Source organism: Janthinobacterium sp. DSP2-3-3 (assembly GCF_049897325.1).
GTDB lineage: Bacteria > Pseudomonadota > Gammaproteobacteria > Burkholderiales > Burkholderiaceae_D > Janthinobacterium.
The window spans coordinates 67918-93767 of the sequence record NZ_JAFCWA010000018.1 but is presented as its reverse complement, the minus strand read 5'-3'; the positions used below and the strand labels follow the sequence as shown (position 1 = coordinate 93767).

Below are 25850 nucleotides of genomic sequence, written 5' to 3'. Positions count from 1 at the left end.
ACCCCTTCCCATCCCGAACAGGACCGTGAAACAACTTTGCGCCGATGATAGTGCTGCAACCAGTGTGAAAGTAGGTTATCGTCAGGCTTGTTATTCGTAGTAGAGAAAAACCCCGCCAGTAATGGTGGGGTTTTTTTTCGTCTGGTGGTTTTATCCATGCCAGCGATTACCGGGTTTTTGAAAGGGATATTTTGTCTGCTGAGCATACACTAGAACAATTACGCGCTGGCCAACTGGCCGGCGTGCGCCGCCTGACACTGTCCTGCGGCTTGACCGACTTCCCCCGCGAGATCTTCGACCTGGCCGATAGCCTGGAAATCCTTGATTTGTCCGGCAATGCGCTGTCTTCCCTGCCCGAGGATTTGACGCGCCTGCACAAGTTGCGCATCATTTTTTGTTCCGATAACTTGTTCACCACCTTGCCGGCCGTGCTTGGCTGCTGTCATGCGCTGGAAATGATCGGTTTCAAGGCGAACCAGATACGCCAGGTGCCGGCCGCGGCCTTGCCGCCCAGGCTGCGCTGGCTGACCCTGACCGACAATGCCATCGAAGTCTTGCCCGATGAGCTCGGCAAGTGCCGTGAACTGCAGAAACTCATGCTGGCAGGCAATTGCCTGAGCCACTTGCCCGCGTCCCTGGCAGATTGCCGTCAACTGGAGCTGGTGCGCATTGCCGCCAACCGTTTTACGACGCTGCCCGATTACCTGCTGTCTTTACCGCGCCTGAGCTGGCTTGCGTACGCGGGCAACCCCTTCACGGAAGTGCGCGAACTGGCAGCTCTATCCGATGCCGGCGCGGCGGGTGTGGCATGGCAGCGCCTGGAATTGGCGCAGCAGCTGGGCGAGGGTGCATCGGGCGTGATATATCGTGCCCGCCTGGATGGGCGCGATGATGTCGCAGTCAAAGTGTTCAAGGGGGCGATGACCAGCGACGGCTTGCCGCGCAGCGAAATGGCCGCCTGTGTCGGCGCGGGTGCGCACGTGGGCCTGATTCCCATCCTGGGCACCCTGGACGGGCATCCGCAAGGCGCGCTTGGTCTTGTCATGCCGCTCATCGATGCTGCTTTCGCTAATCTGGCCGGGCCACCGAGCCTGGCCTCATGCACGCGTGATGTGTATGCCGATGGCGCGCGCTTTGACGCGCCGCAAGCGCTGTCGATTGCCCATGGCATCGCCTCGGCCGTGTGCCAGTTGCATGCGCGTGGCATTCTACATGGTGACTTGTATGGCCACAATATCCTGCATGCGGATGGTGGCGCCTGCTTGCTGGGCGATTTTGGCGCGGCGTCCATGTTTGCGCCCGGCTCGCCGCAAGGAGACTTGCTGCAGGGCATAGAGGCCCGCGCCTTTGGCGTGCTGCTGGGCGAGCTGATCGCGCATGGTGCAACGTCCTTGCCCGTCTTGCAGTCTTTGCAGCAAGCTTGCCTGCAAGAAGAGGTGTTGCGGCGGCCCAAGTTCGACGTGATTGAGCGGGTATTGCTGGAAATGCTCCACGCATAAAAAATGGCGCAACCTTCGCAGGCTGCGCCATTTTCAGTTCAGGCTGAGAATATTCAGCCCTGGACTTCTTTTTCCGGCAGGGCGATCTGGTTGTCGACGCTGAACTGGTAGTCTTTGAAGACGTGTTCGGCCGTCAGGATCTGGTATTCGCCATTGTCCAGCTTGTGCGTGGTGTCCTTCAGGCGATACGTGTAATGGCCGCAGGTCCAGCAGTTGAAGTTGCGCATGTGGGTGCACAGGCAAGTCTTGTCCATCACGACGACGGTTTTTTGCTCCGGATGGGCAGCTACTTCGCGGTTGTACGAGTTGATGTACGCGCAGTTACCCGTCGCGTCGAGCAGATAGCCATACGATTCGCAGCCTGGACGGATGCCGGCGCCGATGGCTGGCGTGTTCTTCAGCATGCGCATCGGATAGCCCGTCGGCGAGACGCCATTGACGATGATGTCTTCTTCCGATGCCTTGTAGTACTCCTGCTTGACCTTGTTTGGCAAGCCACATTCCTCGGTGACGGTAAAGCGCGTCGCCACTTGCACGCCAGCCGCGCCCGCTTCCAGGAAAGAGACGGCATCGCTACCCGTGAAGATGCCGCCAGCGGCGATCAGCGGGATGTCCAGTTGTTCCGTTTTCAGATAGGCCAACAGTTCCGCCGTGATCGTGTGCAGGTCGTAATTGGCCCAGTCCATGCCGAAACCCAGATGGCCGCCGGCCAGCGGACCTTCGACGATGATGAAGTCGGGCAGGCGGTCCAGCTTGGCGTTCTTGCGCAGGAAAATCTGCAAGGCGCGTACGGACGAGACAATGATGCCCAGCTTGGCATCGCGGAAACGCGGATGGTCGGCCATCAAGGCAAACGAGCCGAAGTGCAAGCCGGCCGACAGAGTGATGCCGTCGATGCCGGCGTCCAGCGCCGCATTCAGGCGCACGCGCAGGGTTTCGCGGGGGCCGTTCATGGTCAGCTTTTCCATGCAATTGACGAAAATCAAGCCATCGCCTTTTTTCGCTTCCATGGTGCGGCCGATATGCAGGCGCTGTGCTTCCGCCAGGCGGCCCAGGTCGAACTGCACCACGGCCTTGTCGCTGTTATTGATGTTGAACTTGTACAGTTTCGTCTTGTCTTTGACGAAGGTGGTGTCGAAACGACGATCCGACACATCTTCCACCATGGCATCGGAGATATGGCCGATACCGTTCAGCCGCGCCGCTTCCAGGGCCAGCTCCGAGGTGGAAATATCCACACCCATTCCGCCTATCATGATGGGCACATATTCTTTTTTGCCAAATCGCAGGCGGAAATCATCAACACGTTTCATTGCTATCCTTAGACTACCGTGGTTATCACTGAGCCAGATATACGGTCAAGCCCGCCGCCGGTCAGGCGCGCGGGCACATGTAGCTGTGCACAGCTTCAATTCTACCCCAAGCGGGCAGGCTCTCCGGGGCAGCTTGCCACCATGCCGGTGCAAGCGCGTGCCGGATCGCACGCTTCATCGAAATTAATCGCGGAAATTGTTAAATTCCAGCGGCATGTCGGGCACGTCCTTGCGCAGCATGACCATGGCCGCTTGCAGGTCGTCGCGTTTGGCGCCCGTGACGCGCACGGCTTCGCCCTGGATGCTCGCTTGTACTTTCATCTTGCTGTCCTTGATGACACGCACGATTTTCTTGGCATCATCCGATTCGATGCCATTCTTGATCTTGATGATCTGCTTGACCTTGTCGCCGCCGATTTTCTTGATGTCACCTTCGTCGAGGAAGCGCACATCGACCTTGCGTTTGGTCAACTTGTTGGTCAGTACGTCGCGTACCTGGCTGAGCTGGAATTCCGAATCCGCAAACGCAGTCAATTCGTTTTCCTTGTGTTCGACGCGGGCGTCGCTGCCCTTGAAGTCGAAACGTGTCGTGATTTCCTTGTTGGATTGCTCGACGGCATTCTTGACTTCGATCATATCGGCTTCGGAGACTACATCAAATGACGGCATGGTCTGTTCCTTTCGTGTTAGAGCGAGCGCGCTAGCAGCGCGCCGGGCGCGCGCATTCTTTGCAAAATGGCATAGCCTCGTTAAAGATGCGACATTTTAACGGACAACGGACGGCCTGCCCTTGTCTTGCGCTGGTTTTTTGTCGGTTTCACTCTATAATCGAGCAAAATAATCGTTATCCCTTGTTTGCAGAGCTCACCATCGAACACAATTACTCCCTCCAGCGCCTGAATACCTTCGGCATCACGGCCAACGCGGCCGCCTACGTACGCATCACTTCGCAAGCCGAATTGCAGGCCGCGCTGCAAGATCCCTTTCTCTCCGCCATGCCGCGCCTGATACTGGGCGGCGGCAGCAACATCGTGCTTACAGGCGACTTTCCCGGCGCCGTGCTGCACATGGCCACGCGCGGCATGCGCCTGGCGCAGGCGGATTTCGAAACGATACTCGTCACGGCCGCGGCCGGCGAAAACTGGCACGACTTCGTGCAGTGGACGCTGGCGCAAGGCGTGGGCGGACTGGAAAACCTGTCGTTGATTCCCGGTACTGTAGGCGCCGCGCCTATCCAGAATATTGGTGCGTATGGCGTTGAAATCAAGGATTATCTGCATAGCGTGAGCGTCATGCATAGCGCCAGCGGCATCGTCTTCGACATGGATCGTGATGCTTGCCGTTTCGCTTACCGTGACAGCATCTTCAAGCATGCAGACGGACGCGAGCTGATCGTGCTGGAAGTGACGTTTGCTTTGCCGGCCGAGTGGCAGCCGAATTTGCGTTACGCGGAACTGGCGCAGGCCGTGGCCGAGCGCAATCTTGTCGAGCCGACGCCGCAACAGGTGGCTGACACGGTGATGGCAATACGCCGGCGTAAATTGCCCGACCCGGCCGTGATCGGCAATGCGGGTAGTTTCTTCAAGAATCCCGTGGTGTCACGAGAGCAGTGTCTTGCCTTGCTGGAACGTTTCCCCACGCTGGTACACCATGCGCAAGCCGATGGCACGGAAAAGCTGGCGGCCGGCTGGCTGATCGATCAGTGTGGCTGGAAGGGAAAAAACCTGGGGCCCGCGGGAGTGTATCCCAAGCAGGCACTGGTTCTGGTGAATAATGGCGGCGCTCGTGGCGCGGACATTACCCGGCTGGCAGAAGCGATACAAGATGATGTAGAGGCGAAGTATGGCGTGCGCCTGTCACCCGAGCCTGTGTTCGTTTAATCAGGCAAAATGACAGACGTAATCCACGGTTTCAGTTGTTTCGATATCAAAATGGCTATTGCCCGGCACCTTGAATTCCTGGCCCGCGCCGTAGCTGCTCCATTCTGTCGCGTCGGCGAGGCGTACCTTGCACAGGCCGCCGACGATTTCCATCGTTTCCGGTGCGCCCGTGTTGAAGCGCAGGGATGAAGGGAAAATCACGCCCACGCTTTTCTTCGTGCCATCGGCCAGGATGACGTTGTGCGAGACGCACTTGCCGTCAAAATAGAGATTCGATTTTTTGACGACGCTGACATTGTCCAGTTGTGTGCTCATGCTTCACTTTCCTTCAGTTAAAAATCAGTCCTCGACGTCATCAGCGCTCAGCACGCTGTTGCGTCCGCCGCGCTTGGCCGCATACAGGGCCTGGTCGGCGCGGTTGATCAGTTGCTCAACCGTCGAGTCCGGCGAGGGCACGATGGTGGCCACGCCGATCGAGATGGTGACGATGCCCGTGTTTGCCGCCGGGTTCTCGATCTGCAAGCCCTCCAAGTGGCGCCGGCACGCTTCGGCGATCAGCAAGGCCCCTGCGGCCTCCGTTTCGGGCAGGATCAGTGCGAATTCCTCGCCCCCATAGCGGGCCGCCAGGTCGGCCGGGCGCTTCAAATGTTCCGTCAGCACGGCGGCGACTTTTTTGAGGCACAGGTCACCCGCCAGGTGGCCAAAGTGATCGTTATAGCTTTTAAAATGGTCGATATCGCAAAATAGCAGGCTCAGTGGCGCCTTGTCGCGCTGGCCCCGCTGCCATTCGAATTGCAGGGTTTCATCGAAGCGGCGGCGGTTGGCGATGCCCGTCAAGCCATCGAGGGCGGCCAATTTCTGCAATTCAATATTCGCGTCGGCCAGATTTTTTTGGCTTTCGCGCAGGAAACGAAATGCCTGGTCGCGTTGCAGACGGCTGATGTGGGCCGCCGAATGGTAGCGTATGCGCGCCAGCAACTCCAGGCGGTCCGGCAGTTTCACCACATAATCGTTAGCGCCGACGGTAAAGCTGTGGGCCTTCAATTTCGGGTCATCCTTGGCCGACAGCACTATGACGGGCACATGCGCCAGCGCCTCGTTTTCGCGGTACAGCTGGATCAGCGCGAAGCCGTCGATGCCCGGCAGCACCAGGTCTTGCAGGATGACGGTCGGTTGCAAGCGCAGCGCCGTGTCCAGCGCTTGCGTGGCGTCGGTCACGTAATGAAACTCGATATCCTGCTGGTCGCTCAGCATGCGCCGGATTGCCTCAGCAATGATCAACTGGTCGTCCACCAGCAGCACGCTGACCTTGAATTCGGTCAATGCGGGCTCATGCAGGGTGAAACTGGAGGAAAATTCTGGCATTGCATTCTTTTCAGATGTTAGGGGAGGACTCCCACCCATTGTTGAGTTTTGCGCCCAGGCGGTTGCGCAGGCTGGCACCTATTCTATCCAATGGCAAGATTTGCTGCGCCGCTTCGAGTTCGGCCGCCGCGCGCGGCATGCCATACACGGCACTGCTGGCCTGGTCTTGCGCGATGGTCGTTTTGCCCGCGCGGCGCATGGCCAGCAAGCCGTCGCCGCCATCGCGGCCCATGCCTGTGAGCAACACGCCGATGGCATCGCCGCGCCAGTGCTGTGCCACGCAATGAAAGAAGACATCGACCGAAGGACGGTAAACATAGTCGCGCGGTGCTGCATCGTAACCCAAACGATAATTTTGATCTAGCAGCAGGTGATCATTAGTCTTGGCGACCAGCACACTGCCTGCCACCAGTTCGTCGCCCTCGGCGATCACGCGCACCGGCATGTCCAATTGATCGTCCAGCCATTTGGCAAAATGCGAGGCAAAGGTTTCATCGATATGCTGCACCACCACGATGGCGCAGCCGGGCGGCGCGCTCCAGCCGGACAGCACCTTGGCTACCGCCGACGGTCCGCCCGTCGAGGCGCCGATGGCCACCAGGGTGGTGACCTGGCCGTCGCTGCGTTCGCCGTTGGCTTGCACCAGGCGCGGCGACGGCGTTTCGGCGCTGTGGCGTATCAGCTTGCCGATGGTCTTGATCTTGGCCAGCAACTCGCTGTCGCCCCCCACTTGCCCCTGCAGCACGGGGGTGGCCGTGACGTCGAGCGCGCCGGCGCCCAGCGCGCGGAAGACCTGGTTGACATTGTCTTGCGGGCGTCCCGTGACCACCAGGATGGCGCACGGGCTTTGCTCCATGATCAGGCGCGTCGCCTCGACGCCATCCATCTCCGGCATGTTCAGATCCATCAGGATCAGGTCGGGGCGGTTGCCCTCGCACATGCGCACCGCTTCGAGTCCCGTGCGGGCAATCCACAGCACCTGGTGTTCCTGCGTGCTGGCGACCACCCGGCGCAGGGCTTCGGCGGCCATGGCGACATCGTTGGCAATGGCAATTTTCATGAACTACGACTCATAAGCGGGCATCTCCTATCAGGTCCGCCACCGCGTCGAGCAAGGTCTCGTCGTGGAAGCTGCCTTTGGTCAGATAATAGTCGGCGCCGGCGGACAGGCCGCGCGCGCGGTCTTCCGGGCGGTCCTTGTACGACACGATCATCACCGGCAGCTTGTGCAGGTGCAGGTCCTTCTTGATCAGCGACACCAGTTCGATGCCATCCATGCGTGGCATGTCCACGTCGGTAATTACCAGGTCGTACTCGCCGCTGCGCACCACGTTCCAGCCGTCGATGCCGTCGATGGCCACGTCGACGTCGAAACCGCGCGCCAGCAGCAGCTTGCGCTCCATTTCGCGCACCGTCAGCGAATCGTCGACGACGAGGATGCGCTTGGCCTTGCGGCGCTCAGTGTGGCCGGCCTGCGCCAGCTGGTGCAGGCCGCCTTCGTGCAACAGCTTGTCGATCGAGAGCAGCAAATCGGGCACGTCGAGGATCAGCACCGGCTCGCCATCATCTAGCAGGGCGGCGGCGGAAATGTCGCGCATCTTGCCGAAAATCGGATCGATGGCCTGCACGGCCAGGCTTTGCTCGCCGCGGATGGCGTCGACCACTAGCGCATAGCTTTGCTTGCCGCGCCCGATCACCACCACCGGCAAGTCCTCGGCCTGGTTGGCCGCTTCGCCCAGCTCCAGCACCTGCACCGCCGATACCAGGCCCAGATGCTCGCCCTTGAGTTCGAAGAACTGCTTGTTTTCCAGCGTATGGATAGCCGCTTGCGGCACGCGCACCACGCTTTCCACCTTGACGATGGGGATGGCGTAGGCTTCGCCGTGCACGTCGATCACCAGCGCGCGCACGATCGACTGCGTCAGCGGCAGGGTGATCAGGGCGCGAAAACCGCGGCCCGGCTCCGACTCCAGGCGCACCGTACCGTTTTGCTGGCGTATCGTTTCGTGCACGATGTCGAGGCCCACGCCGCGTCCGGACAACTGGTTGGCCGTGGCTTTCAGGCTGAAGGCGGGCAGGAACAGAAATTCCAGTAGCTCGCCCGGCGACAGCGCGGCCGCCATGGCGGGGCTGGCCATCTTGCGCTCGATGACGGACTGGCGGATTTTTTCCAGGTCGACGCCGCGCCCGTCGTCGCTGATCTCGATGCTCAGCATGCCGGCGCGGTGGCGCGCTTCCATGCGTATCGTGCCCAGCGCTTCCTTGCCCGCGTCGATGCGCTCGTACGGGCCTTCCATGCCATGGTCGATGGCGTTCCTCAGCATGTGGTTCAGCGGGCTTTCGATCTTCGCCAGGATGTCGCGGTCGACCAGGGTGTCTTCGCCGTCGATTTCCAGCTGTACTTCCTTGCCCAGGCTGCGCGCCAGGTCGCGCACCATGCGGGGAAACGCGTGGATGCCGTCGCGGAAAGGGCGCATGCGCAGCGCCCGCACTTCGTCGACCATGCCCTGCGAGACGGCCAGCAAGCGTCGTTCATAGGTTTCGATGTCGGCGATGTGTTCGAGCATGAACTGCTTCAGGGGCTGCGTCTTTTGCAGCGCCAGCAGCGACTTTTCCATCAGGCCCGCGTCGCCCGAGCGGGCAATGGCTTCGTGCAGGTGTTCGACGGCGGAAAACAGGCTGCTCTGGTTGCGCTTGAAGCGCTGCAGGGCGCCGATGAACGGGTGCATCTGGTGCGCATTGATGCGTGACTCGCTGGCCAGCGACAGCAGTTTGTCGAAATTCTGCGCCTGGGCCTTGGCTGGCGCGCCGGCACGCGGCGCGGGCGCGGCCGCCGACTCCACTTCCTCGCCCGCCAGGCCGCTGGCCACGCGCGCTTGCAGTTCGGCGGGGGTAGGTGGTAAGGGCGTTGCTGGCGGCGTCGGCGTCGGCACGGGCGAAGGCAGCGAGGGCAGGGCCGGCAGTTCGGGCAGGTCGGCGATGCCGGCGATGGCGTTCAGGGTCTGGTCGATCTGCGCCGCATTCGCGGCCAGCCACGCTTCGGCGCCCGCGTCGTCCAGGCGCGACAGCTGCACGATCAGGTCGACGCCCGACAGCAGCACGTCGACCCGCTCCGGCGTGAGTTTCAAGCGGCCATGCTGTGCGGCGACAAAGCTGTCTTCCATGCCGTGCGCCAACTGCACCACCACCTGCAGGCCGACGATGGCGGCGGCGCCCTTGATCGAGTGCGCCGCGCGCATCATCGCTTCGACGGCGGCCGCGTCGCCCGCATAGCGCTCCATGGCCAGCAAGCCATCGGTGAGAATCTGGGTCTGGCTGTCCGCCTCCATGCGGAACAGGTCCAGCATGGAAAAGGCGCTCAGATCGCCGTGCTGGTCCTGGCTCATCGTAAAAGTCTCGCAAGTTGAAAGCCGATCAGCGCCGTGTCGAGGCAGCCGATGCGCATGTCGCCCTCGGTGATGACGCCCGACAGATAGCGCGACAGGCCTTTGTTGATGGTGGCCGCCGGCGTTTGCAGGCTGCCCGACGCATAGCGCACGATGCCGTGCAGGTCGGCCACGGGCAGGGCGTAAGCTTGCTCTTCCCAGCGCATCAGCAGCAGACGCGCAAAGGTGTGGCGACCCCTGGCCGGTGGCGCGCCCTGTTCGTCGATGCCCAGCAAACTGGCCAGCGACATGCATGGATACAACTTGCCGCCGATATTCACGATGCCCGACAGGCCGCGCCCACTGCGGTGCGGCAGCGCATGCGGCTTGGCCTGCGGCGCGACGGAGTCGAACACGCGCGTGGGCAGCGCCAGCCATTCGCGGCCGATGCGAAACACCAGCGCCGAGCTTTCGCGCACTTCGCCGCCCGCATCGATCTGGCGGAAGTGGCTGGCCCAGTCGCGCTGGTAGTGTTCGTCCACGGGGCGCTGCAGGTTGCGCTGGGCGGCGCCCGCATATACGTCGCAGTTACGGCAATGCACGTTGGCTGGCAGCTTGGGGCAGCTCTGGTCGCCGACCACGCCGATATGGTTCCAGCAGTCGTTGATCGATTCCGGGGTCTCGCTGCCGATGATGGATGTCATGCGTACCCCTTAGTTGGACGCCTGGCGGCGCTGGTAGATGCGCGCCGCGCGCGCCTTCAGGGTGGCGGCGGCCGTGTGGTTGCCATTGCGTTCGGCCAGCAGCGAGAGGTGGCACAGCGCCTCGTAATGGTCCGGCTGCAGGTAGATGCAGCGGCGCCAGTAATCGTCGGCCAGGTCCATCTTGCCGGCCAGTTCATTGATGATGCCCAGCATGAAATACGCTTCCGCCGCCTCGGGCACGCGGGCCAGGTGGGCGTGGCATTTTTCACCGGCTTCGCGCAACTGGCCGCGGTCGGCCAGCAGGCGCGCCTCGGCCAGCAAATCGGCTTGCGCGGCCGGCGCTGGCGGTGGCGCTGGCACGGACACGGGACGCGTGCGCAATGTGGCCGGCGCAATGGGAGTGGCTGGAGCGGCAGTGCGCCTTGGCGCGGGCGGCACGCTGCGCAAGGTGCGCAAGGCCGGCAACAGTGCCACTTGCACGGTGCCGGCCGGCGCCGCCGTTTCCTTTTTCAGGGCAAAGGCCTGGCGGAACTGCAGCGTCGCAAAGCCGTTCTGGCAGAACGAGGGCACTTCCGCATAGCCGGCCAGCAGCATGCCGTCGTCGGCCAGCAGGGCGGACAGGTTATCGATAGCAGCGCGCGTGGTCGGCTTGTCGAAGTAAATCAGCAGGTTGCGGCAAAAGATGACGTCGTAGTGGCGGCTGAAGGTGGCGGTATCGAACTGCAGCAAATTGCCCTGCCTGAAAGTCACCTGTTCGCGCAAGGCGTCGATGATGCGGTAGGCGTCGTCGGCCACGTGCGTGAAATAGCGTTCGCGGAAGGCCACGTCCTGCGCGCGGAAGGCGTTGCGGCCATAGATGCCGGCCTGCGCCCGCTCGATGCAGCCGGGGCTCAGGTCATACGCGTCGATGTTGAACGCCTGTTTCGGCACACCGCCGTCGCGTAGCGCCATGGCCATCGAATACGGTTCCTCGCCGCCCGCGCACGGGATCGACAAGATGCGCGTGGCGCGCCCTCGCGCCCAGCGTTCCTGCACCAGTTCGACGGTGGCGTAGAACGCCTGCGGGTCGCGGAACAGCCACGATTCCGGCACCACCACCAGTTCGATCAGCTGCGTCATTTCGGCCGCCGTGAGCGCCTGCAGATAGGCTGCACTATCGGTAAAGCCAGTCTGCTCCATGCGTTGGCCGACGGCCCGCTCGGCCACGGCTTTGGAGACGGACAGGCCGGTCGCGCGGCGCAGCAGAGCTTGTGCCGTCATGCTGCGCTCGCGTCTTGAAACAGCAGCGCGCGCACGTCGGGCGTCAGCAGGTGTTGCAGTTCGACCAGTTGTACGATGCCGTCGGCGTCGCTGGCCACCTGGCCCAGGAAGGGCGCCGTCGCCACGCCGCTGTCTTCAAGCTGCTGCAGGTCGATGTCGGCGATGCCGCGCACCTGCGAGGCGAGCAGCCCCAGTGCATGCGTGGCGCCGCCGGCTGTGCGGTAGTCGACGATGACGATGCGCGTGTCGAACTGCGCGGCGGCGGCTGGCAGCCCGGCCAGGCGCGACAGGTCGATCACGGGCACGGGCGTGCCGTGCAAGTCCATCAGGCCGGCCACATAGTCTGGCGTGAGAGGTAACTGCTTCAGTTCCAGCAGCGGCAGCACGCGCACGATGCCGGCCAGGGGCAGTCCATAGCGGTCGCGTCCGATGTGAAAAAGCAGCACTTTCATGGCATCAGATGTTCACGGCGAAGGTCGAGACGCTCGACTGCAGGTCGCCCGCCGCATATTGCAGCTGGTGCACCGCCTCGCTGGTGGCTTTCAAGGATTCCACCGTTTGCTGGGTGGCGTCGTTGAGCTGCATCATGGTGTCGGAGATTTGCGACGCGCCTATCGCTTGCGACTGCATGCCTTGCAGCACGGCGTCAAATTGCGGCGTGAGCTTTTGCACCTGGTCCATCACGGACGACAACTGCTCGGCCACTTGCCGCACTTCGCCCACGCTGCGGCGAATTTCCTCCGAGAATTTGTCCATGCCCATCACGCTGGCCGAGACGGCCGACTGCATTTCCTTGAGCATTTGCTCGATATCCCAGGTGGAGACGGAGGTCTGGTCGGCCAGGCGGCGAATTTCCGTGGCCACCACGGAAAAGCCGCGGCCTGCCTCGCCCGCTTTTTCCGCCTCGATGGCGGCGTTCAGCGAGAGGATATTGGTCTGGTCGGCCACCTTGGTGATGGTGATCAGTACGCTATTGATATTGCTGGCTTTTTCCGACAGGGCGGCCAGCTTGGCGTTGATGGAATCTGTGGCCGAGACCATGTGCTGCATGGTGGAATCCATGCGCTTGAGGTTGTTTTGCGCTTCGGCTGTCGCATTCGTCGTGTAGTCGGCCACGGCGGTGGCGTCTTCCATGGTTTTCAGCAACTGGCTCGTGTTGGCCGAGATTTCCTTGGTGGTGCTGAGAATTTCCACGCTGGTTTGCGCCTGTTCGATGCCCGTGGCTTCCTGCTGACGTGCCGAGGCGGCGATTTCCGTGGCGGACGTCGTCACCTGGATGCCGGCCTTTTGCACATTGTTGAGCAGGCTGCGCAGGTTTTCGAACATCTTCGCCAGGCCATTGCCCAGCTGGCCGATGGCGTCGCTGCCCGTGATGCCGACCTTGCCCGTCAGGTCGCCCGAGGCCGCTTTCGACACCACTTCCAGCAAGGAATCGACCTTGGCCCGCAGGCTATTCGTGGCGGCCAGTTCACTGGCCTGGTTGTCCTGGATGGTTTGCGCCATGCGGTTGAACTCTTCCGTCACCTTGCCCAGCTCGTCGCGCGAGAGGATGGCGGCGCGCGCGCTTTGCTCGCCCCCAGCGATGCGCCCGACGGCATCCGTCAGGTTGTTCAGCGGGCCGAGGATGGAACGGCCCAGCAGGTAGGAAATGCCCAGTGCAAGCACCACGCACAGCAAGCCGCCCAGGGCCAGGGTCAGCAGCATGATTTCCTGCAATTTTATCGAAGTGGCCGTGCGTTCGGCCAACAAACGGGTTTCTTCGGCGGCCGCATCATCGAGCATCTTGTTGGCTTGCTTGACGGCCGGGTAGCCAGTCGGCGGCATGGTGCGCGCCACCGATTCCGTGGCCCCAGGCGCATTGCCCAGCGCGCGGCGCCTCTCTATCAGGGGGGTGATCCATTCCTTGACCCAGGTGGTGGTCAACTGGTCGATCTTGCGGAAGCGTTCCGACTGCGGCTTGTTATCGGTCGTCATGCTGATGGCTTTTTGCATATGCTGCGTCATCACCGCCATCTCGTCCGTTTCCGGGTTCAGCGACGCTTCGTTGCCGGTCAGGATGTAACCGCGCGTTTCCACCTGGATTTGCAGAATGGAATTGTGAATCTTGTCGATCTCGATCAGTACTTCCATGGTATGCCGGTCCCATGCATTGGCTTCCGACAGGCGCGAAAAGCTGTTGTAGGCCACGCCCAGCAGAATCAGGATGATGGCCACGATGGAGCCGAAGCCCAGGTACAGTTTATTCTTGATACTCAGGTCTTTGAACATGGGAGGGCTCCGGAAGCGGGGAAGTCAGCATAATTGCACTGTAGCATTTTGCCATGCCGACAGCAAAATGGGGGTGATCTGGGCGCGCGCAGGGGCGTAAATCGCTGACTTGTGCGTTTCAGACGTAAAAAAAGCCGCCCGTGGGCGGCTTGGGCTGGAGCGGGAAGCAGTGCCTCCCTGTCACGAATTACTTCTGGCCGCGCTTTTCGCGGGCGATGGCGGCGATGCGCATGCGCAAGGCGTTCAGCTTGATGAAGCCGCCGGCATCGGCCTGGTTGTAGGCGCCGCCATCTTCGTCGAAGGTGGCGATGTTCATGTCGAACAGCGAGTCCGTTTTCGAATCGCGCGAGACGACGATGACATTGCCCTTGTACAGCTTGATGCGTACCCAGCCGTTTACGGTTTCCTGCGTATGGTCGATCAGGGTTTGCAGGGCAACGCGCTCGGGCGCCCACCAGTAGCCGTTGTAGATCATCGACGCGTAGCGCGGCATCAAATCATCTTTCAGATGGGCCACTTCGCGGTCCAGGGTGATCGATTCGATGGCGCGGTGGGCTTTCAACATGATGGTGCCGCCCGGGGTTTCATAGCAGCCGCGCGATTTCATGCCGACGTAGCGGTTTTCCACCAGGTCCAGGCGTCCCACGCCATGCTTGCCGCCCACCTTGTTCAGTTCGGCCAGCACGGTGGCGGGCGACATGCGCACGCCGTTGATGGCGACGATATCGCCTTTTTCGTATTCGATGTCCAGGTATTGCGCTTCGTCCGGCGCCTTTTCAGGGCTGACGGTCCAGCGCCACATGCTTTCTTCCGCCTCGGCGCTGGGGTTTTCCAGGTGGCGGCCTTCAAAGCTGATGTGCAGCAAGTTGGCGTCCATCGAGTACGGCGCGCCGCCGTTCTTGTGCTTCATGTCGATGTCGATGCCGGCGTCTTCCGCGTATTTCAGCAGTTTTTCGCGCGACAGCAGATCCCACTCGCGCCATGGAGCGATGATTTTCACGCCTGGCTTCAGGGCATAGGCGCCCAGTTCGAAGCGCACCTGGTCGTTGCCCTTGCCGGTCGCGCCGTGCGAGATGGCGTCGGCGCCCGTGGCGTTGGCGATTTCGATCAGGCGCTTGGCGATCAGCGGACGGGCGATCGAGGTGCCCAGCAGGTATTCGCCTTCATATACGGTGTTGGCGCGGAACATCGGGAAGACGAAATCGCGCACGAATTCTTCGCGTACGTCTTCGATATGGATGTTTTCCGGCTTGATGCCGAATTTGATGGCCTTGGCGCGCGCTGGTTCCAGTTCTTCGCCCTGGCCCAGGTCGGCCGTGAAGGTGACGATTTCACACTGGTAGTTATCTTGCAGCCACTTCAGGATGACGGAGGTGTCGAGTCCGCCGGAATAGGCCAGGACTACTTTTTTAATGTCGCTCATATTGCTTCCAGTTGTCGTTGTCGATGTATGTGTTGCGATGCTGCCAGAATGGTTGCAGTACCCGGCGAATTATTGGATTTTACCGAGTAACAGGTATTCGATTAAAGCTTTTTGTACGTGCAGACGGTTTTCCGCTTCGTCCCACACCACCGATTGCGGGCCGTCGATCACTTCGGCGGCCACTTCCTCGCCGCGGTGGGCGGGCAGGCAGTGCATGAACAGCGCGTCGGGCGCGGCGCGGGCCATCTTCGCGCCATCGACGATCCAGCCGTCGAAGGCGGCAATGCGGGCCGCGTTTTCCGCTTCGTAACCCATGCTGGTCCACACGTCCGTGTTGACCAGGTGCGCGCCCTCGCAGGCGTCGGACGGGTTGGCGAAGCAAGTATAGCGCTGCGTCTTGACTTGCGAAAGGTCGATGTCGTAGCCCTGCGGCGTCGACACGTTGACGTGGAAACCGAACACTTCGGCCGCCTGCAGCCACGAGTACAGCATGTTGTTGGCGTCGCCGATCCAGGCAACGACCTTTCCGGCGATCGAGCCGCGGTGTTCGATGTAGGTGAAGATGTCGGCAAACACCTGGCACGGGTGGTGTTCATTGGTCAGGCCGTTGATCACCGGCACGCGCGAGTTGGCGGCGAAACGCTCGATGATCTCCTGGCCGAAGGTACGCACCATGATGATGTCGCACATGCGCGACATGACCTGGCCCGCGTCTTCCACCGGCTCACCGCGGCCCAATTGGGAATCGCGCGTGTTCAGGTAGATGGCGGCACCGCCCAGCTGGTGCATGCCGGCTTCGAACGACAAGCGCGTGCGGGTGGAGTTCTTTTCAAAGACCATCACCAGGGTGCGGTCGATCAGTGGATGGTAGATTTCGTAATTTTTGAACTTGCGCTTGATCAGATGGGCGCGTTCGATCACATATTCATACTCTTCCAATGTGAAATCGGAGAACTGGAGGTAGTGCTTGATCGGTTTTTTTGTCGACATAATGACCACTTGAAGATGCGCAGGCCGCCGGCGGCGTGCCTTTCCCGCCGGGTTGCATCAGCGTACAACATCTCGTCTGATGACTGCCTCGCCCGGCGCGCTGCTGTGTTGATCGGTGCCCGTGCCTGTTTGTCGCACGGGTCGATGCGGTTTGCCAAGTTATAAATCATGCAATGGCAGGGACTTCAGCTATTCAATTATAAGGGTTTTGCTTTTAGATTGGAAAGACTGGCCGGACGGGTACTTGTGTAGACAAGTGGCGCGTCCAGCCAGGGTCTTGCCGGCTCAATAGATGTTGGCCGGGGTGCTTGCATCGATCTGCGGCGCCACCAGCGGCAGATCGAGCGTGAAACGCGTACCGGCGGGGCTGCTGGCCACCTGGATGGTGCCGCCCAGCAGGGCCGTGACGATGTTGTAGCTGATTGACAAACCCAAGCCGCTGCCGCCCTGGCCCAGCTTGGTAGTAAAGAAGGGGTCGAAGATGCGCGACAAATGCTGTTCGGCGATGCCGCCGCCATTGTCGGCGAAGACGACCTGCACGCGCGCCCCATCGAGCGTTGCCGACAGGCGCATACAGCCCGTGCCGGCACTGCCATCATTGGGCGCGGTGGTAAACGCGTGCAGCAGGACGTTGTTGATCAGATTGGTGATCACCTGGCCGAACGGGCCAGGATAGCTGTCCATGGCGATGCCGAAATCGATGTCCATCTCGATGCCATGGCCTGAGCTGCGGATGCGGTTCATGACGGTGGCGATGATTTCATTGCTCACCTGTTGCAAGTCAAACTGGCGCCGCTGTTCGGTGGTGCGGTCAACGGCCACCTGCTTGAAGCTGTTGACCAGGTCGGCCGCGCTATGCAGGCCGCGCATCACCAGCGCCGAGGCCTTGCCCGCATCCTCGATGTAGGCGGCCAGGTCCGAGCGGCGCAGGCCGGGACCGTTCATCAGGCGCTCCACGTCTTCCGTCTTTTGCTGCATGGTGCTGGCGATCAACAGGCTGTTGCCGATGGGGGTATTGAGTTCATGCGCCACGCCCGCCATCAGCGAGCCGAGGGCGGCCAGTTTTTCCTGCGACACAAGTTGTGCCTGGGCATCTTGCAATTGCCGGTAGGCGTTGGCATTGTCGAGCGCGATGGCGCCATACGCGCACAGGGTGCGGAAGATAAGGCGCTCGCGCTCGCCGTAGGCATGGGCATGGCAAGCCTGCACCGTCATCACGCCCAGCACGCGCTCGCCCACCATCAGCGGTACGTACAGCACGCTCTGGTTATGCAGGGTGCCCGGCACGGTGTAGGCGTGGCGCTTGGGCGGCACCTGGTCGATATACACTTCGCGCCGGCCCAGCAGGCAGCGCACGGAGTAAGCGCGTGGATTGCTCAGAGGAATGGCGTTGTCGGACAGGGGCCGGCCCGCTTCCATGCCATGCGCGCGGCGCAGCGCCGTGCCTGCCGCATCGAGCATGTAGACGGCGAAGGTGTTGACTGGCAGCAAGGCATGCACATGGCGGTCGAGCACCTGGAACACGGCACTGGCGTCGAGGTGGGTGGTGATTTCCTGGCCGATGGCCGACAGCCGTTCCAGGGTGTCGCTGGTTTGTTGCAGCACTTCGGCGCGGCGCGCTTCGGAGGCGGCCAGTTCGCGGTGGTGATAGCCTTCCGAGCGCGCATGTTCCGTCTGGTGGTAGACCTGCATGGCTGTGGCGCGGTTGCTCGCTTGCTGGGTGTGGCTTTTTTCGCGCGCCATGCCTGCGTCGAGGGCAATATCGTAGGCGCGCGCATAGTCGCCCGCATGCGCGTATTCGCGCGCCAACGCATCGAGCAGTTCGCCGGGCGGCGAATAGCCTTCGATGGAAGCGGCTACCTGCAGCGCCTGGTGCAGGAAATGCAGGGACGGATTGCGTTCCAGCATGCCTGCTGGCGGCGGCAGCTCGTGGCGTGCATGCAGCATGGACAAGACGCGCAACGCCGCCACCTGGTGCATGGCGTCGCCCCGCGCGGTGGCCAGCTGGCAAGCCCGCTCGGCCGCCTGCAGCGCCTCGTCCGGGCGGTCCAGGTAGGAGAGCGCGTGGGCGCTGCCGCGCTGCGCCATGCTGCGGAAATCGGCCTGGCCCAGCGCTTCGGCGCGCTGCGCCAGGCGGCTGAAGGCATCGAGCGCCGTGTCGTAATCGCCCTTGTCCAGGCTCAGTTCGCCCAGGTGGAACAGCGCGTTGGCATAGGTGCGCGCACCCGCCACGGGGGCCAGGATGTGCAGGGCTTCGCGCAGCAAGTCTTCGGCATCGGCCAGGCGTCCCAGCTTGCGCATGGTTTCAGCCGTATGCGTCTGGCAGGCGCCGATGCTGCGCGGCCAGCCGGTGGGGCGCGCCAGGTCCAGCGCGCACTGCATCCATTCGAGGGCGGATTCGTTGTCGTTGAGGCTGGCGAAACAGTCGCCGATATTGATCGCGGCCGTGATGGCGCCGCGCAGCTGGCCGCTTTCCAGCGCCGCTTCATAGCTTTGCATGTAGTGGCCGGCGGCCGTGCCCAGGTCGCGCGAGGTGTGCGCCAGCAAGCCGCGAAAGTCATGCACCCAGGTGGCCAGCGGCGCGGGCAGCTTGCCGCTGGCGCTGTCGGTCTGGAAGTGCTTGCCCCAGCGCGCCTGGGCGGCTGGCGCATCGCGCAAGACGGCCCAGCGCGCCATGGCCGCGTCGGCCAGGCTGGCGCGCATCGCGTCGCCGGCGCCGCGCGCTTGCTCCGCCGCGGCCAGCAGCTCGGCATCGCAACGCGCATGGTCGCCCCGGTCGACGGCAATCGACGACAGCAGCCAGTGGGCGTCGGCGCAGCCGGCGCCGTCGCCGTACGCGCACACGATGGCGTGCGCCGCCATGGCCAGGCTTTCCGCGGAGTCGAGCGCACCCTGCAGCCAGGCCAGTTCCGCCTGCACCAGTTGCAAACGTGCGCGCGCCTGTTCCAGTGCTGCCGCTTCCAGGCCGGCCAGCGGCAGCAGCAGATGCGCTTCCTCGCTCAGCTGAATTGCTCTGGTGCAATCACGCTGGCGCAAATGCCAGGACAGCAACAGCAGCAACGGTACGCGCCCGGCGCCGCGCAACGGCAGCAATGCGCTTTCCCACTGCGCTACCTCATGTTCGAGCGCGAACATTTTCATTCAAGCATTCTCCCCCGCAAACAGTGGCGCCAGCCTGCGACCGCACAGGCCATGCGTCATCGCATTGTAAGCTGCATTCAGGGGAATTGTTCAGTGCGCCGGTCAGAATTATTCATCCGGCATGGCGCCACAGGCGGGGGGCATTTGCCCCCGGCGCTCTTTGGTGGGACGGCGATTAGCGCGACACCAGGCGGATGCTGGCGCTGCCGTTCACGGTGCTGGCGTTGCGCATGTCGGCAGGCATGCGCAAGCCGGGCAGGAACTGGGCGTCATCGATTACCACATGTCCGCCCTCATTGCTGAAGACGAAAGTCGAGCCCCGTTTGGTGATAAATTGGCCGGGACCGGTGGGGTAGATTTCCACGCTGGGTTTTTCCTGCCATTCGCGGTCATCGATCAGGCGGCCAAAAAAATGGTTCTCCTGCTGGTGGACTTCCAGGCGTTGTCCATTCGATAGGCGGTATTGCTGTTCGATGTCGAAGGCTTGCTGTGCCGTGACGTGATAGTAGGCGCCAGAGGTGACGCGCACGCTGTCTGTGCTGTGCGGTGCAATGGCAGTCTGGGCCTGGGCGGTGCCGCCGGCAAGCGCGAAGAGGGCAAGGAGGATGGGGAGGGGGAGGAAGCGTTTGGTATGCATGGCATTCACCTTCGATCAGGATGACAGGATTGGTTAGCGTTAGATCGTGTGGTCGCTGGCAGGTTTCCGGCAGGGACTGGTGTCAAGTTAGCAAACGCGCCTGGCCATCGCCAGCGACAGGCGATGGAATACAGGTTTTACGCGACGAAGTGCATAAAACGGCAGATGAACGGTTTTGGGATTAAAGTCGGAATGCAAGCTCGGCAGCGAAATTAAATTTCGTCTGCCGCTTGTCTTTCGGTGCTATATCTGAATGAAAGAAAGATTTTTCAATACAGCGTTTGCGCCGATTCGTGCAGCAACTGGCCATACAGGGTATGGCGCATCTTGGCGATCTTGCCTTCAGACATGGCTTGCAGGATGGCACATTGCGGCTCGATCAGGTGGCGGCAGTTATAAAACTTGCAGCCGCCCAGGTAGGGCTGGAATTCGCGGAAGGCGCGCTCCAGCATGCCTTCGCTCAGATGGTACAGGCCGAATTCCTGGAAGCCGGGCGAATCGATAATGGAGCTGTTCGCGCCCAGTTCGTCGAGTTTGTACAGGCGCGTAAAAGTCGTCGTGTGCTTGCCCGTGTCGAGTGCGGCCGAGATTTCGCGCACGGCGATGTCGGCGTCCGGCACCAGCAGGTTGATCAGCGACGACTTGCCCATGCCCGACTGACCGATCAGGATCGACGACTGGCCCGCCAGCAGCGGCGCCAGGGTGGCCACGGCGTGTTCCGGCTCGGCGCGCGCCGACACTTCATCGACGGGATAACCCATCGAGGAATACGGCAGCAGGCGTTCGCGGGCGCGCTCCAGCGAGGCGGTCACGTCCGTCTTGTTGAGGATGATGCGCGCTTCGATGCCGGCCGCGTCGGCCGCCACCAGCGAGCGCGAAATCAGGTCGTCGGCGAAGCCCGGTTCCGTCGCCACGACGATGAACAGCTGCGTCAAATTGGCCGCCAGCAGCTTCGATTTATACTGGTCCGAGCGGTACAGCAGGGTCTTGCGTTCCTCGATGCGGTCGATGACGGCCTGGTCGTTGGACGTGCGCGTCAGGTGCACGATGTCGCCCACGGCCACATTGGTTTTCTTGCCGCGCGTCACGCATTGCAGCTTGGCGCCTTCCACGTCGGCCAGGTAATGGCGGCCGTGGGCGGCGATGATGACGCCCGTCAACTTGCCTTCGCTCATGGCGTCACCTGGCTGCTCTGGAAGATGAGGTCTGCCTTGGCGGCGCAGATGAAGTCGTTTTCGGACAGGCCGCCGGCGCCCTGGTTGACCGAGTGCGTGTCGTAGCGCACGGCGCAGGTTTGGTAAGTAATGATGAGCTCCGGATGGTGGTCTTGCGTATGGGTCATATAGGCCAGGGCGTTCACGAACGCCAGGGTCTGGTAGTAATTCTTGAAGCCGAAGTCGCGGCACAGTTTGCCATTTTGCAAGCTCCACTGGGGCAGCAAGGCGTGCAGGATGGCGATGTCAGTGTCGCCGAGCGCCTGCTGGCGTGGTGCGCAGGACAGTTGGGACAGGTTTTGCGAAGTCGATGGCGTATTCATGTGGCAGCCCCTTTCAGGTGGCGGATGCGCACGCTGGCCGGTGGATGCGAGTCATAGAAGGCCGAGTGCAGCGGGTCGGGCGTCAGGGTCGACGCATTGTCTTCATACATTTTGACGAGCGCCGAGACCAGGTCGTCCGCTTGCGTGTGCGTGGCGGCAAAGGCGTCGGCCTCGAATTCGTGCTTGCGTGAGCTGAGCGAGGTCAACGGTCCCAGCAGGAAAGTAAAGACCGGCAACACCAGCATGAACAGCAGCAGTGCCAGCGCGTCCGTCGGCTGGCCCGTCAGCGCCAGGGCGACAGGATCGACGCCCAGGCCCGCGTAAAACCATGGCTGCGTCTTCAGGAAGCCCAGCAGCGCCAGAAAGCCCAGCGAGATGACGAACATCATGGCGATGCGCTTGACGATGTGCTTGAGCTTGAAATGGCCCAGTTCATGCGCCAGCACGGCTTCTATTTCCTGCGGCGCCAGGCGCGACAGCAGGGTGTCGAAGAAGACGATGCGCTTGTTGGCGCCAAAACCCGAGAAATAGGCATTGCCGTGGGCGCTGCGCTTCGAGCCATCCATGACGAACAAGCCTTTCGAGGCGAAACCGACGCGCTGCATCAAGCCTTCGATGCGGCTTTTCAAGGATTCGTCGGCCAGCGGCGTGAATTTGTTGAACAGGGGTTGAATAAAGTTCGGGAAGATGATCATCATCAGCAAGGAGAATGCGCTCCAGACGATCCAGGCGTAGAACCACCACAGGTCGCCACTTTTCGCCATCAAGACAAGAATGACCCAGAGTAATGGCAGTCCCAGCACCGCCGTGATGCCTATGTTCTTGAGCAAGTCCGTGAAAAACAAGTCCTTGCTCATCATGTTGAAGCCGAAGCGCTGTTCCAGCACGAACTGCTGGTAGTACTCGAAGGGCAGGTCGATCAGGCCGGAAATGGCGGCAAAGGCGGCGATCAGGCCGATCTGGTACAGCATGGGCGAGCCCGCTCCCATCCATTCATGCAAGTACAACGCCAGCCATTGCAAGCCGCCCAGCAAAGTAAAACCGATCAGCACGGCATAGTTGATCAACAGGGTCAGCAAGCCGAACTTGGTCTTGGCTACCGTGTAGTCGGCCGCCTTCTGATGCGCGGCCAGCGGGATCTTTTCCACGAATTCGGGCGGGACCGCGGCGCGGTGTGCCAGCACGTGGCGGATCTGCCGCGAAGCGAGCCAGAAGCGCACGGCGAGGGTCAAAACGAGGACGGATACAAACAAAATCGAAAACGCGAGTGAATACATTCTGTGCCTGTGAGAAAATGGCCGATTATTTAGTTTGATTAGGCCAAGAGAGAATTATGTCACAAGCGACCGACTTAACTGCAGCCACCTCTGCACCCACCTCCGCATCCACCGCTGCATCCGTTGTTCCGGCACGTCCAAATGAGATGAACCTGGTCTGGGTCGACATGGAAATGACGGGCCTGGAACCCGATACCGACCGCATCATCGAGGTGGCGGTAGTGGTGACGGATATGCATTTGAACCTGCTGGCCGAAGGCCCCGTGTTTGTGATCCATCAATCGGATGAAACGCTGAACAAGATGGATGCCTGGAACAAGGGCACGCATGGCCGCTCCGGCCTGATCGACAAGGTTAAAGCGTCGACGGTGACGGAAGCGCAGGCGGAAGCGGAATTGATCGCGTTCCTGAAGAAATACGTACCAGCAGGCAAATCGCCCATGTGCGGCAATACCATCGGCCAGGACCGCCGCTTCATGGTGCGTGGCATGCCGAAGCTGGAAGCGTTCTTCCACTATCGCAATGTTGATGTATCGACATTGAAAGAGCTGTGCAAGCGCTGGAAGCCGGAAATCGCCACCGGTTTCAAGAAACACCAGAAACACACGGCCCTGGCCGACATCCTGGAATCGATTGAAGAGCTGAAATACTACCGCGAGAATTTCATTAAATTATAATGGTGTTGTCGGCTTAGCGCCCTGGCGTGTAATCCGACACATCCGCCGGCTCGAAATCGAGGACGGACCACGCGCCATCCTCGCCTTGCCATTCCAGCGCAAACGGTCCCGTTTGCCGTAAGTCCGTGATCCAGGCTGTTTCGCCAGACTGGCGGAAATATCCCGCACACTGTCCGAACGCCTGTTCCAGCCGGCACAGCACCAATCCCTCGCCCGCCACCGCGCACCATTGCTCATTGATATCGATCAAAGCCACGGCCGGATCGCCATAGAATTCACCCAGGCTGGCTAGCCGGCCATCGGCCGCCTTCACGCTGGCCTGTTCATATTCATGCTGGACTATGTATTCGGCGCTGCGCGCCAGTTCGCGCCGACTCATGCTGTCTCCACGCTGGGCCAGACGGTTTCCTGGTCGGCGCGCGCCTCGGCGATCAGCCATTCGCAGAACGCGTGCACGAGGGGACGCGTTTCCGCCTGGGGTGAGCGCAGCAGGTAATAGCAGTGGGGGCCGCGCACGGCGTGTTCGAATACGCGCACCAGGCGGCCCGAGCGCAGATCGTCGCCGATCAGGGGACTGGCGGCGATGGCCACGCCCTGGCCGCTGGCGGCCGCGTCCAGGCATAGATAAGTGTGCGAAAAGCGCGCGCCGCTGTTGCCGCTATTGCCGCTGTAATGCACGCTGCAGCTGTGCAGCCAGCGCGTCCAGTCGATCTCGCCGGGCAGGTGCACTTCCGGTTCGTCGTGCAGCAGCGGGTAGCGCAGCAGGTCGGCGGGCTGGCGCAGGCTGGCCGCGTTGGCGCGAAAGCCGGGACTGCAGACGGCGGAAAACCATTCTTCCATCAATAAATCGACTTTCAAGCCCGGATAACGGCCCGGCCCCAGGCGGATGGCCACGTCCACGCCATCGCGTGCCAGGTCGACCGGATGCATCGAGGCCAGCACGCGCAATTCGATCTGCGGATAACGGTCGCGCAGCCGGCCCAGGCGCGGCATCAGCCAGCGCGAGACGAGCGAGCTGGTGGCCGTTACCGTCACCACCTTGTCATCGCCTTGGCGCCGTGCTTGCTCGGACACCTCGGCCAGCTGGTTGAGGATGGGCCCCAGCGAGGCCGCATAGCGCTGGCCGGCGCTGGTGAGCACCACGCCTCGCGGCAGGCGCTGGAAGAGCACGACGCCCAGCCACGCTTCCAACTGTTTCACGTGGTGGCCGATGGCGCCGGCCGAAACATGCAATTCTTCGCCCGCGCGCTGGAAGCCTTCATGGCGGGCAGCCGCTTCAAAGGCATGCAGGGCGGCGAGTGGGGGCAAGGGACGTGACATGGCACTCTTCAAGAGAATTGAGCCTCAGTATTATTTGGCCTATCCGTGAAGAATATTGGTTTGTTTCATTTTGCGCAAGCGAATATGATGCCGTCTATGCGTGAAGTGACCCGCAATATGATTAATGCAGGATTTTTCGCGCAAGCATCCCAAGCCAGGAACGAGATCGCCCGCAGAGGCGCTCCGGACAGCCCGCCTTGTTCTTCGTTCTACCCGATTTATTTGAAGAGGTTAGTCATGTCTGATCGCCGCGCTGTTGCGCTGGTGTTGCTGTCGGCCGCCGGTTTCGGCAGTTCCGCGGTGTTTGCCAAGGCGGCATATGCGTCCGGGGTCAACCCGTCGACCATGCTGGCCTTGCGTTTCGTCATCGCCGCCATGTTGCTGCTGCCGCTTGTGTGGCTGGGCGGCTGGCGTTTGCCGCGCGGCCGCCTGCTGGCCGGCTACATGTTGATGGGTCTGATGTATACGGCCCAGTCGCAAGGCTATTTCAATGCCCTGCTGTATGCCAGCAGCGGCCTGTGCGGCATGCTGCTGTATGTGTATCCCGTGGTGGTGACGATATTGGCACTGGCGCTGGGCTGGGAAAAGCTGGACCGGCGCATGCTGGTGCTGATGGCGCTGGCGATTGCCGGCATGGGCATCACCCTGGGCGGCAGGCTGCAGGGCCAGCCCATCGGTATCGCGCTGGCATTGATGGCCGCCGGCGTGTACGCCGTGTACATCCTGTTTGGCAACAGCCTGTCAAAAAGCCGCGAGAATATTCACCCATTGGCCGCTTGCGTGGTGATCCTGGGCACGGCCGGCTTGTCGAATAGCGCGATAGCCTTGTGGCAAGGTGTGTCCTTGCCGGGCACGGCAACGGGCTGGCTGGCCGTCAGCGCCATCGCCCTGTTCTCGACGGCCATCGCCATTGCCGCCTTCTTTGCCGGCGTGGCGCAAATCGGCGCGGCCAAGGCGTCCATCATTTCCACGTTTGAACCTGTCATCACGATGGCGTTCGGCGTGACCTTGCTGAAAGAATCCGTCAGCGGCACGCAATTGCTGGGCGGTGCCATGGTGCTGGCCGCCGTGGTCTTGCTGGCGCAGCGCCCCGCGCCTAAGGCGGCAGCCATGCCGGCCGTGCAGGCCAGCGCCTGACCTTTTTTCCTGAACTGATCGGCAATACCGATCGGTCTCCTTTGCGCCGCGACGGGT

Annotated in this window: 23 protein-coding genes and 1 rRNA gene; 5 read left to right on the top strand and 19 right to left on the bottom strand. The window is 61.8% G+C overall.

What is annotated here, in order from left to right:
* Positions 1-87, top strand: a 5S ribosomal RNA gene (gene rrf, locus ACP7DE_RS26250); the annotation flags it as partial.
* A gap of 104 nt (positions 88-191) precedes the next feature.
* On the top strand, positions 192-1499 hold the full coding sequence (locus ACP7DE_RS26245; protein WP_426074847.1) for a leucine-rich repeat-containing protein kinase family protein: 1308 nt from the start codon (positions 192-194) through the stop codon (positions 1497-1499).
* Positions 1500-1552: 53 nt separating this feature from the next.
* On the opposite strand, the gene ACP7DE_RS26240 is transcribed toward ACP7DE_RS26245, so the two are convergent.
* Together ACP7DE_RS26240 and ACP7DE_RS26235 are read right to left on the bottom strand one after the other, a co-directional pair.
* Positions 1553-2812, bottom strand: a complete 1260-nt coding sequence (locus ACP7DE_RS26240; protein ID WP_101480233.1) for a nitronate monooxygenase — start codon at positions 2810-2812, stop codon at positions 1553-1555.
* Between the two features lie 183 nt (positions 2813-2995).
* Positions 2996-3481 (bottom strand): YajQ family cyclic di-GMP-binding protein, encoded by a 486-nt coding sequence (locus ACP7DE_RS26235; protein ID WP_426074846.1) that lies wholly within the window; start codon positions 3479-3481, stop codon positions 2996-2998.
* 182 nt (positions 3482-3663) lie between these two features.
* Between ACP7DE_RS26235 and murB the strand changes: the two genes are divergently transcribed.
* Positions 3664-4692: a UDP-N-acetylmuramate dehydrogenase gene (murB, locus tag ACP7DE_RS26230; protein ID WP_426074845.1), complete on the top strand. Its 1029-nt coding sequence runs from the start codon at positions 3664-3666 to the stop codon at positions 4690-4692.
* Here the strand turns inward: murB and ACP7DE_RS26225 are convergent, their stop codons facing one another.
* From ACP7DE_RS26225 to ACP7DE_RS26155, 15 genes are all read right to left on the bottom strand, one after another.
* Positions 4693-5007, bottom strand: coding sequence for a pyrimidine/purine nucleoside phosphorylase (locus ACP7DE_RS26225; protein ID WP_426074844.1), 315 nt, complete (start codon positions 5005-5007; stop codon positions 4693-4695). It abuts the gene before it with no gap.
* 24 nt (positions 5008-5031) lie between these two features.
* Positions 5032-6057 (bottom strand): diguanylate cyclase, encoded by a 1026-nt coding sequence (locus tag ACP7DE_RS26220; RefSeq protein WP_426074843.1) that lies wholly within the window; start codon positions 6055-6057, stop codon positions 5032-5034.
* 10 nt (positions 6058-6067) lie between these two features.
* Positions 6068-7117, bottom strand: coding sequence for a chemotaxis-specific protein-glutamate methyltransferase CheB (gene cheB, locus ACP7DE_RS26215; protein ID WP_426074842.1), 1050 nt, complete (start codon positions 7115-7117; stop codon positions 6068-6070).
* Between the two features lie 10 nt (positions 7118-7127).
* The gene (locus ACP7DE_RS26210) at positions 7128-9443 is read right to left on the bottom strand and encodes a hybrid sensor histidine kinase/response regulator (protein WP_426074841.1); all 2316 of its coding nucleotides are present in this window, start codon (positions 9441-9443) and stop codon (positions 7128-7130) included.
* A complete protein-coding gene (locus ACP7DE_RS26205; protein WP_426074840.1) occupies positions 9440-10126 on the bottom strand; it encodes a chemotaxis protein CheW in 687 nt (228 codons plus the stop codon). Before ACP7DE_RS26205 ends, ACP7DE_RS26210 begins: the two co-directional genes overlap by 4 nt.
* Positions 10127-10135: 9 nt before the next feature.
* Positions 10136-11386: a CheR family methyltransferase gene (locus ACP7DE_RS26200; RefSeq protein ID WP_426074839.1), complete on the bottom strand. Its 1251-nt coding sequence runs from the start codon at positions 11384-11386 to the stop codon at positions 10136-10138.
* Entirely contained in the window at positions 11383-11838 is a 456-nt protein-coding gene (locus ACP7DE_RS26195) for a chemotaxis protein CheW (RefSeq protein WP_426074838.1), read from the bottom strand. The genes ACP7DE_RS26200 and ACP7DE_RS26195 overlap by 4 nt, the downstream gene beginning before the upstream one ends.
* A gap of 4 nt (positions 11839-11842) precedes the next feature.
* Complete coding sequence (locus tag ACP7DE_RS26190) at positions 11843-13654, bottom strand: methyl-accepting chemotaxis protein (RefSeq protein ID WP_426074837.1); 1812 nt, start codon at positions 13652-13654, stop codon at positions 11843-11845.
* 187 nt (positions 13655-13841) lie between these two features.
* Positions 13842-15077, bottom strand: coding sequence for an argininosuccinate synthase (locus ACP7DE_RS26185; RefSeq protein WP_426074836.1), 1236 nt, complete (start codon positions 15075-15077; stop codon positions 13842-13844).
* A gap of 69 nt (positions 15078-15146) precedes the next feature.
* The gene (gene argF, locus ACP7DE_RS26180; protein WP_426074835.1) at positions 15147-16067 is read right to left on the bottom strand and encodes an ornithine carbamoyltransferase; all 921 of its coding nucleotides are present in this window, start codon (positions 16065-16067) and stop codon (positions 15147-15149) included.
* A 285-nt stretch (positions 16068-16352) separates the two neighbouring features.
* Positions 16353-19208: an ATP-binding protein gene (locus ACP7DE_RS26175; protein WP_426074834.1), complete on the bottom strand. Its 2856-nt coding sequence runs from the start codon at positions 19206-19208 to the stop codon at positions 16353-16355.
* 175 nt (positions 19209-19383) lie between these two features.
* Positions 19384-19845 carry a hypothetical protein gene (locus ACP7DE_RS26170; RefSeq protein ID WP_426074833.1) on the bottom strand — a complete coding sequence of 154 codons (462 nt, stop codon included), beginning with the start codon at positions 19843-19845 and terminating at the stop codon, positions 19384-19386.
* A gap of 269 nt (positions 19846-20114) precedes the next feature.
* Positions 20115-21020: a ribosome small subunit-dependent GTPase A gene (gene rsgA / locus ACP7DE_RS26165; RefSeq protein WP_426074832.1), complete on the bottom strand. Its 906-nt coding sequence runs from the start codon at positions 21018-21020 to the stop codon at positions 20115-20117.
* On the bottom strand, positions 21017-21382 hold the full coding sequence (locus tag ACP7DE_RS26160; protein WP_426074831.1) for a 4a-hydroxytetrahydrobiopterin dehydratase: 366 nt from the start codon (positions 21380-21382) through the stop codon (positions 21017-21019). The genes rsgA and ACP7DE_RS26160 overlap by 4 nt, the downstream gene beginning before the upstream one ends.
* Positions 21379-22659 carry a M48 family metallopeptidase gene (locus ACP7DE_RS26155; RefSeq protein ID WP_426074830.1) on the bottom strand — a complete coding sequence of 427 codons (1281 nt, stop codon included), beginning with the start codon at positions 22657-22659 and terminating at the stop codon, positions 21379-21381. The genes ACP7DE_RS26160 and ACP7DE_RS26155 overlap by 4 nt, the downstream gene beginning before the upstream one ends.
* Before the next feature lie 56 nt (positions 22660-22715).
* Between ACP7DE_RS26155 and orn the strand changes: the two genes are divergently transcribed.
* On the top strand, positions 22716-23336 hold the full coding sequence (gene orn / locus ACP7DE_RS26150) for an oligoribonuclease (RefSeq protein ID WP_426074829.1): 621 nt from the start codon (positions 22716-22718) through the stop codon (positions 23334-23336).
* 13 nt (positions 23337-23349) lie between these two features.
* Here the strand turns inward: orn and ACP7DE_RS26145 are convergent, their stop codons facing one another.
* Positions 23350-23715, bottom strand: coding sequence for a hypothetical protein (locus ACP7DE_RS26145; RefSeq protein WP_426074828.1), 366 nt, complete (start codon positions 23713-23715; stop codon positions 23350-23352).
* On the bottom strand, positions 23712-24656 hold the full coding sequence (gene gcvA / locus ACP7DE_RS26140) for a transcriptional regulator GcvA (protein ID WP_426074827.1): 945 nt from the start codon (positions 24654-24656) through the stop codon (positions 23712-23714). Before gcvA ends, ACP7DE_RS26145 begins: the two co-directional genes overlap by 4 nt.
* A 237-nt stretch (positions 24657-24893) precedes the next feature.
* Here gcvA and ACP7DE_RS26135 point away from each other — a divergent pair, with 237 nt between their 5' ends.
* The gene (locus ACP7DE_RS26135) at positions 24894-25793 is read left to right on the top strand and encodes a DMT family transporter (protein WP_426074826.1); all 900 of its coding nucleotides are present in this window, start codon (positions 24894-24896) and stop codon (positions 25791-25793) included.
* Positions 25794-25850 lie beyond the last annotated feature (57 nt).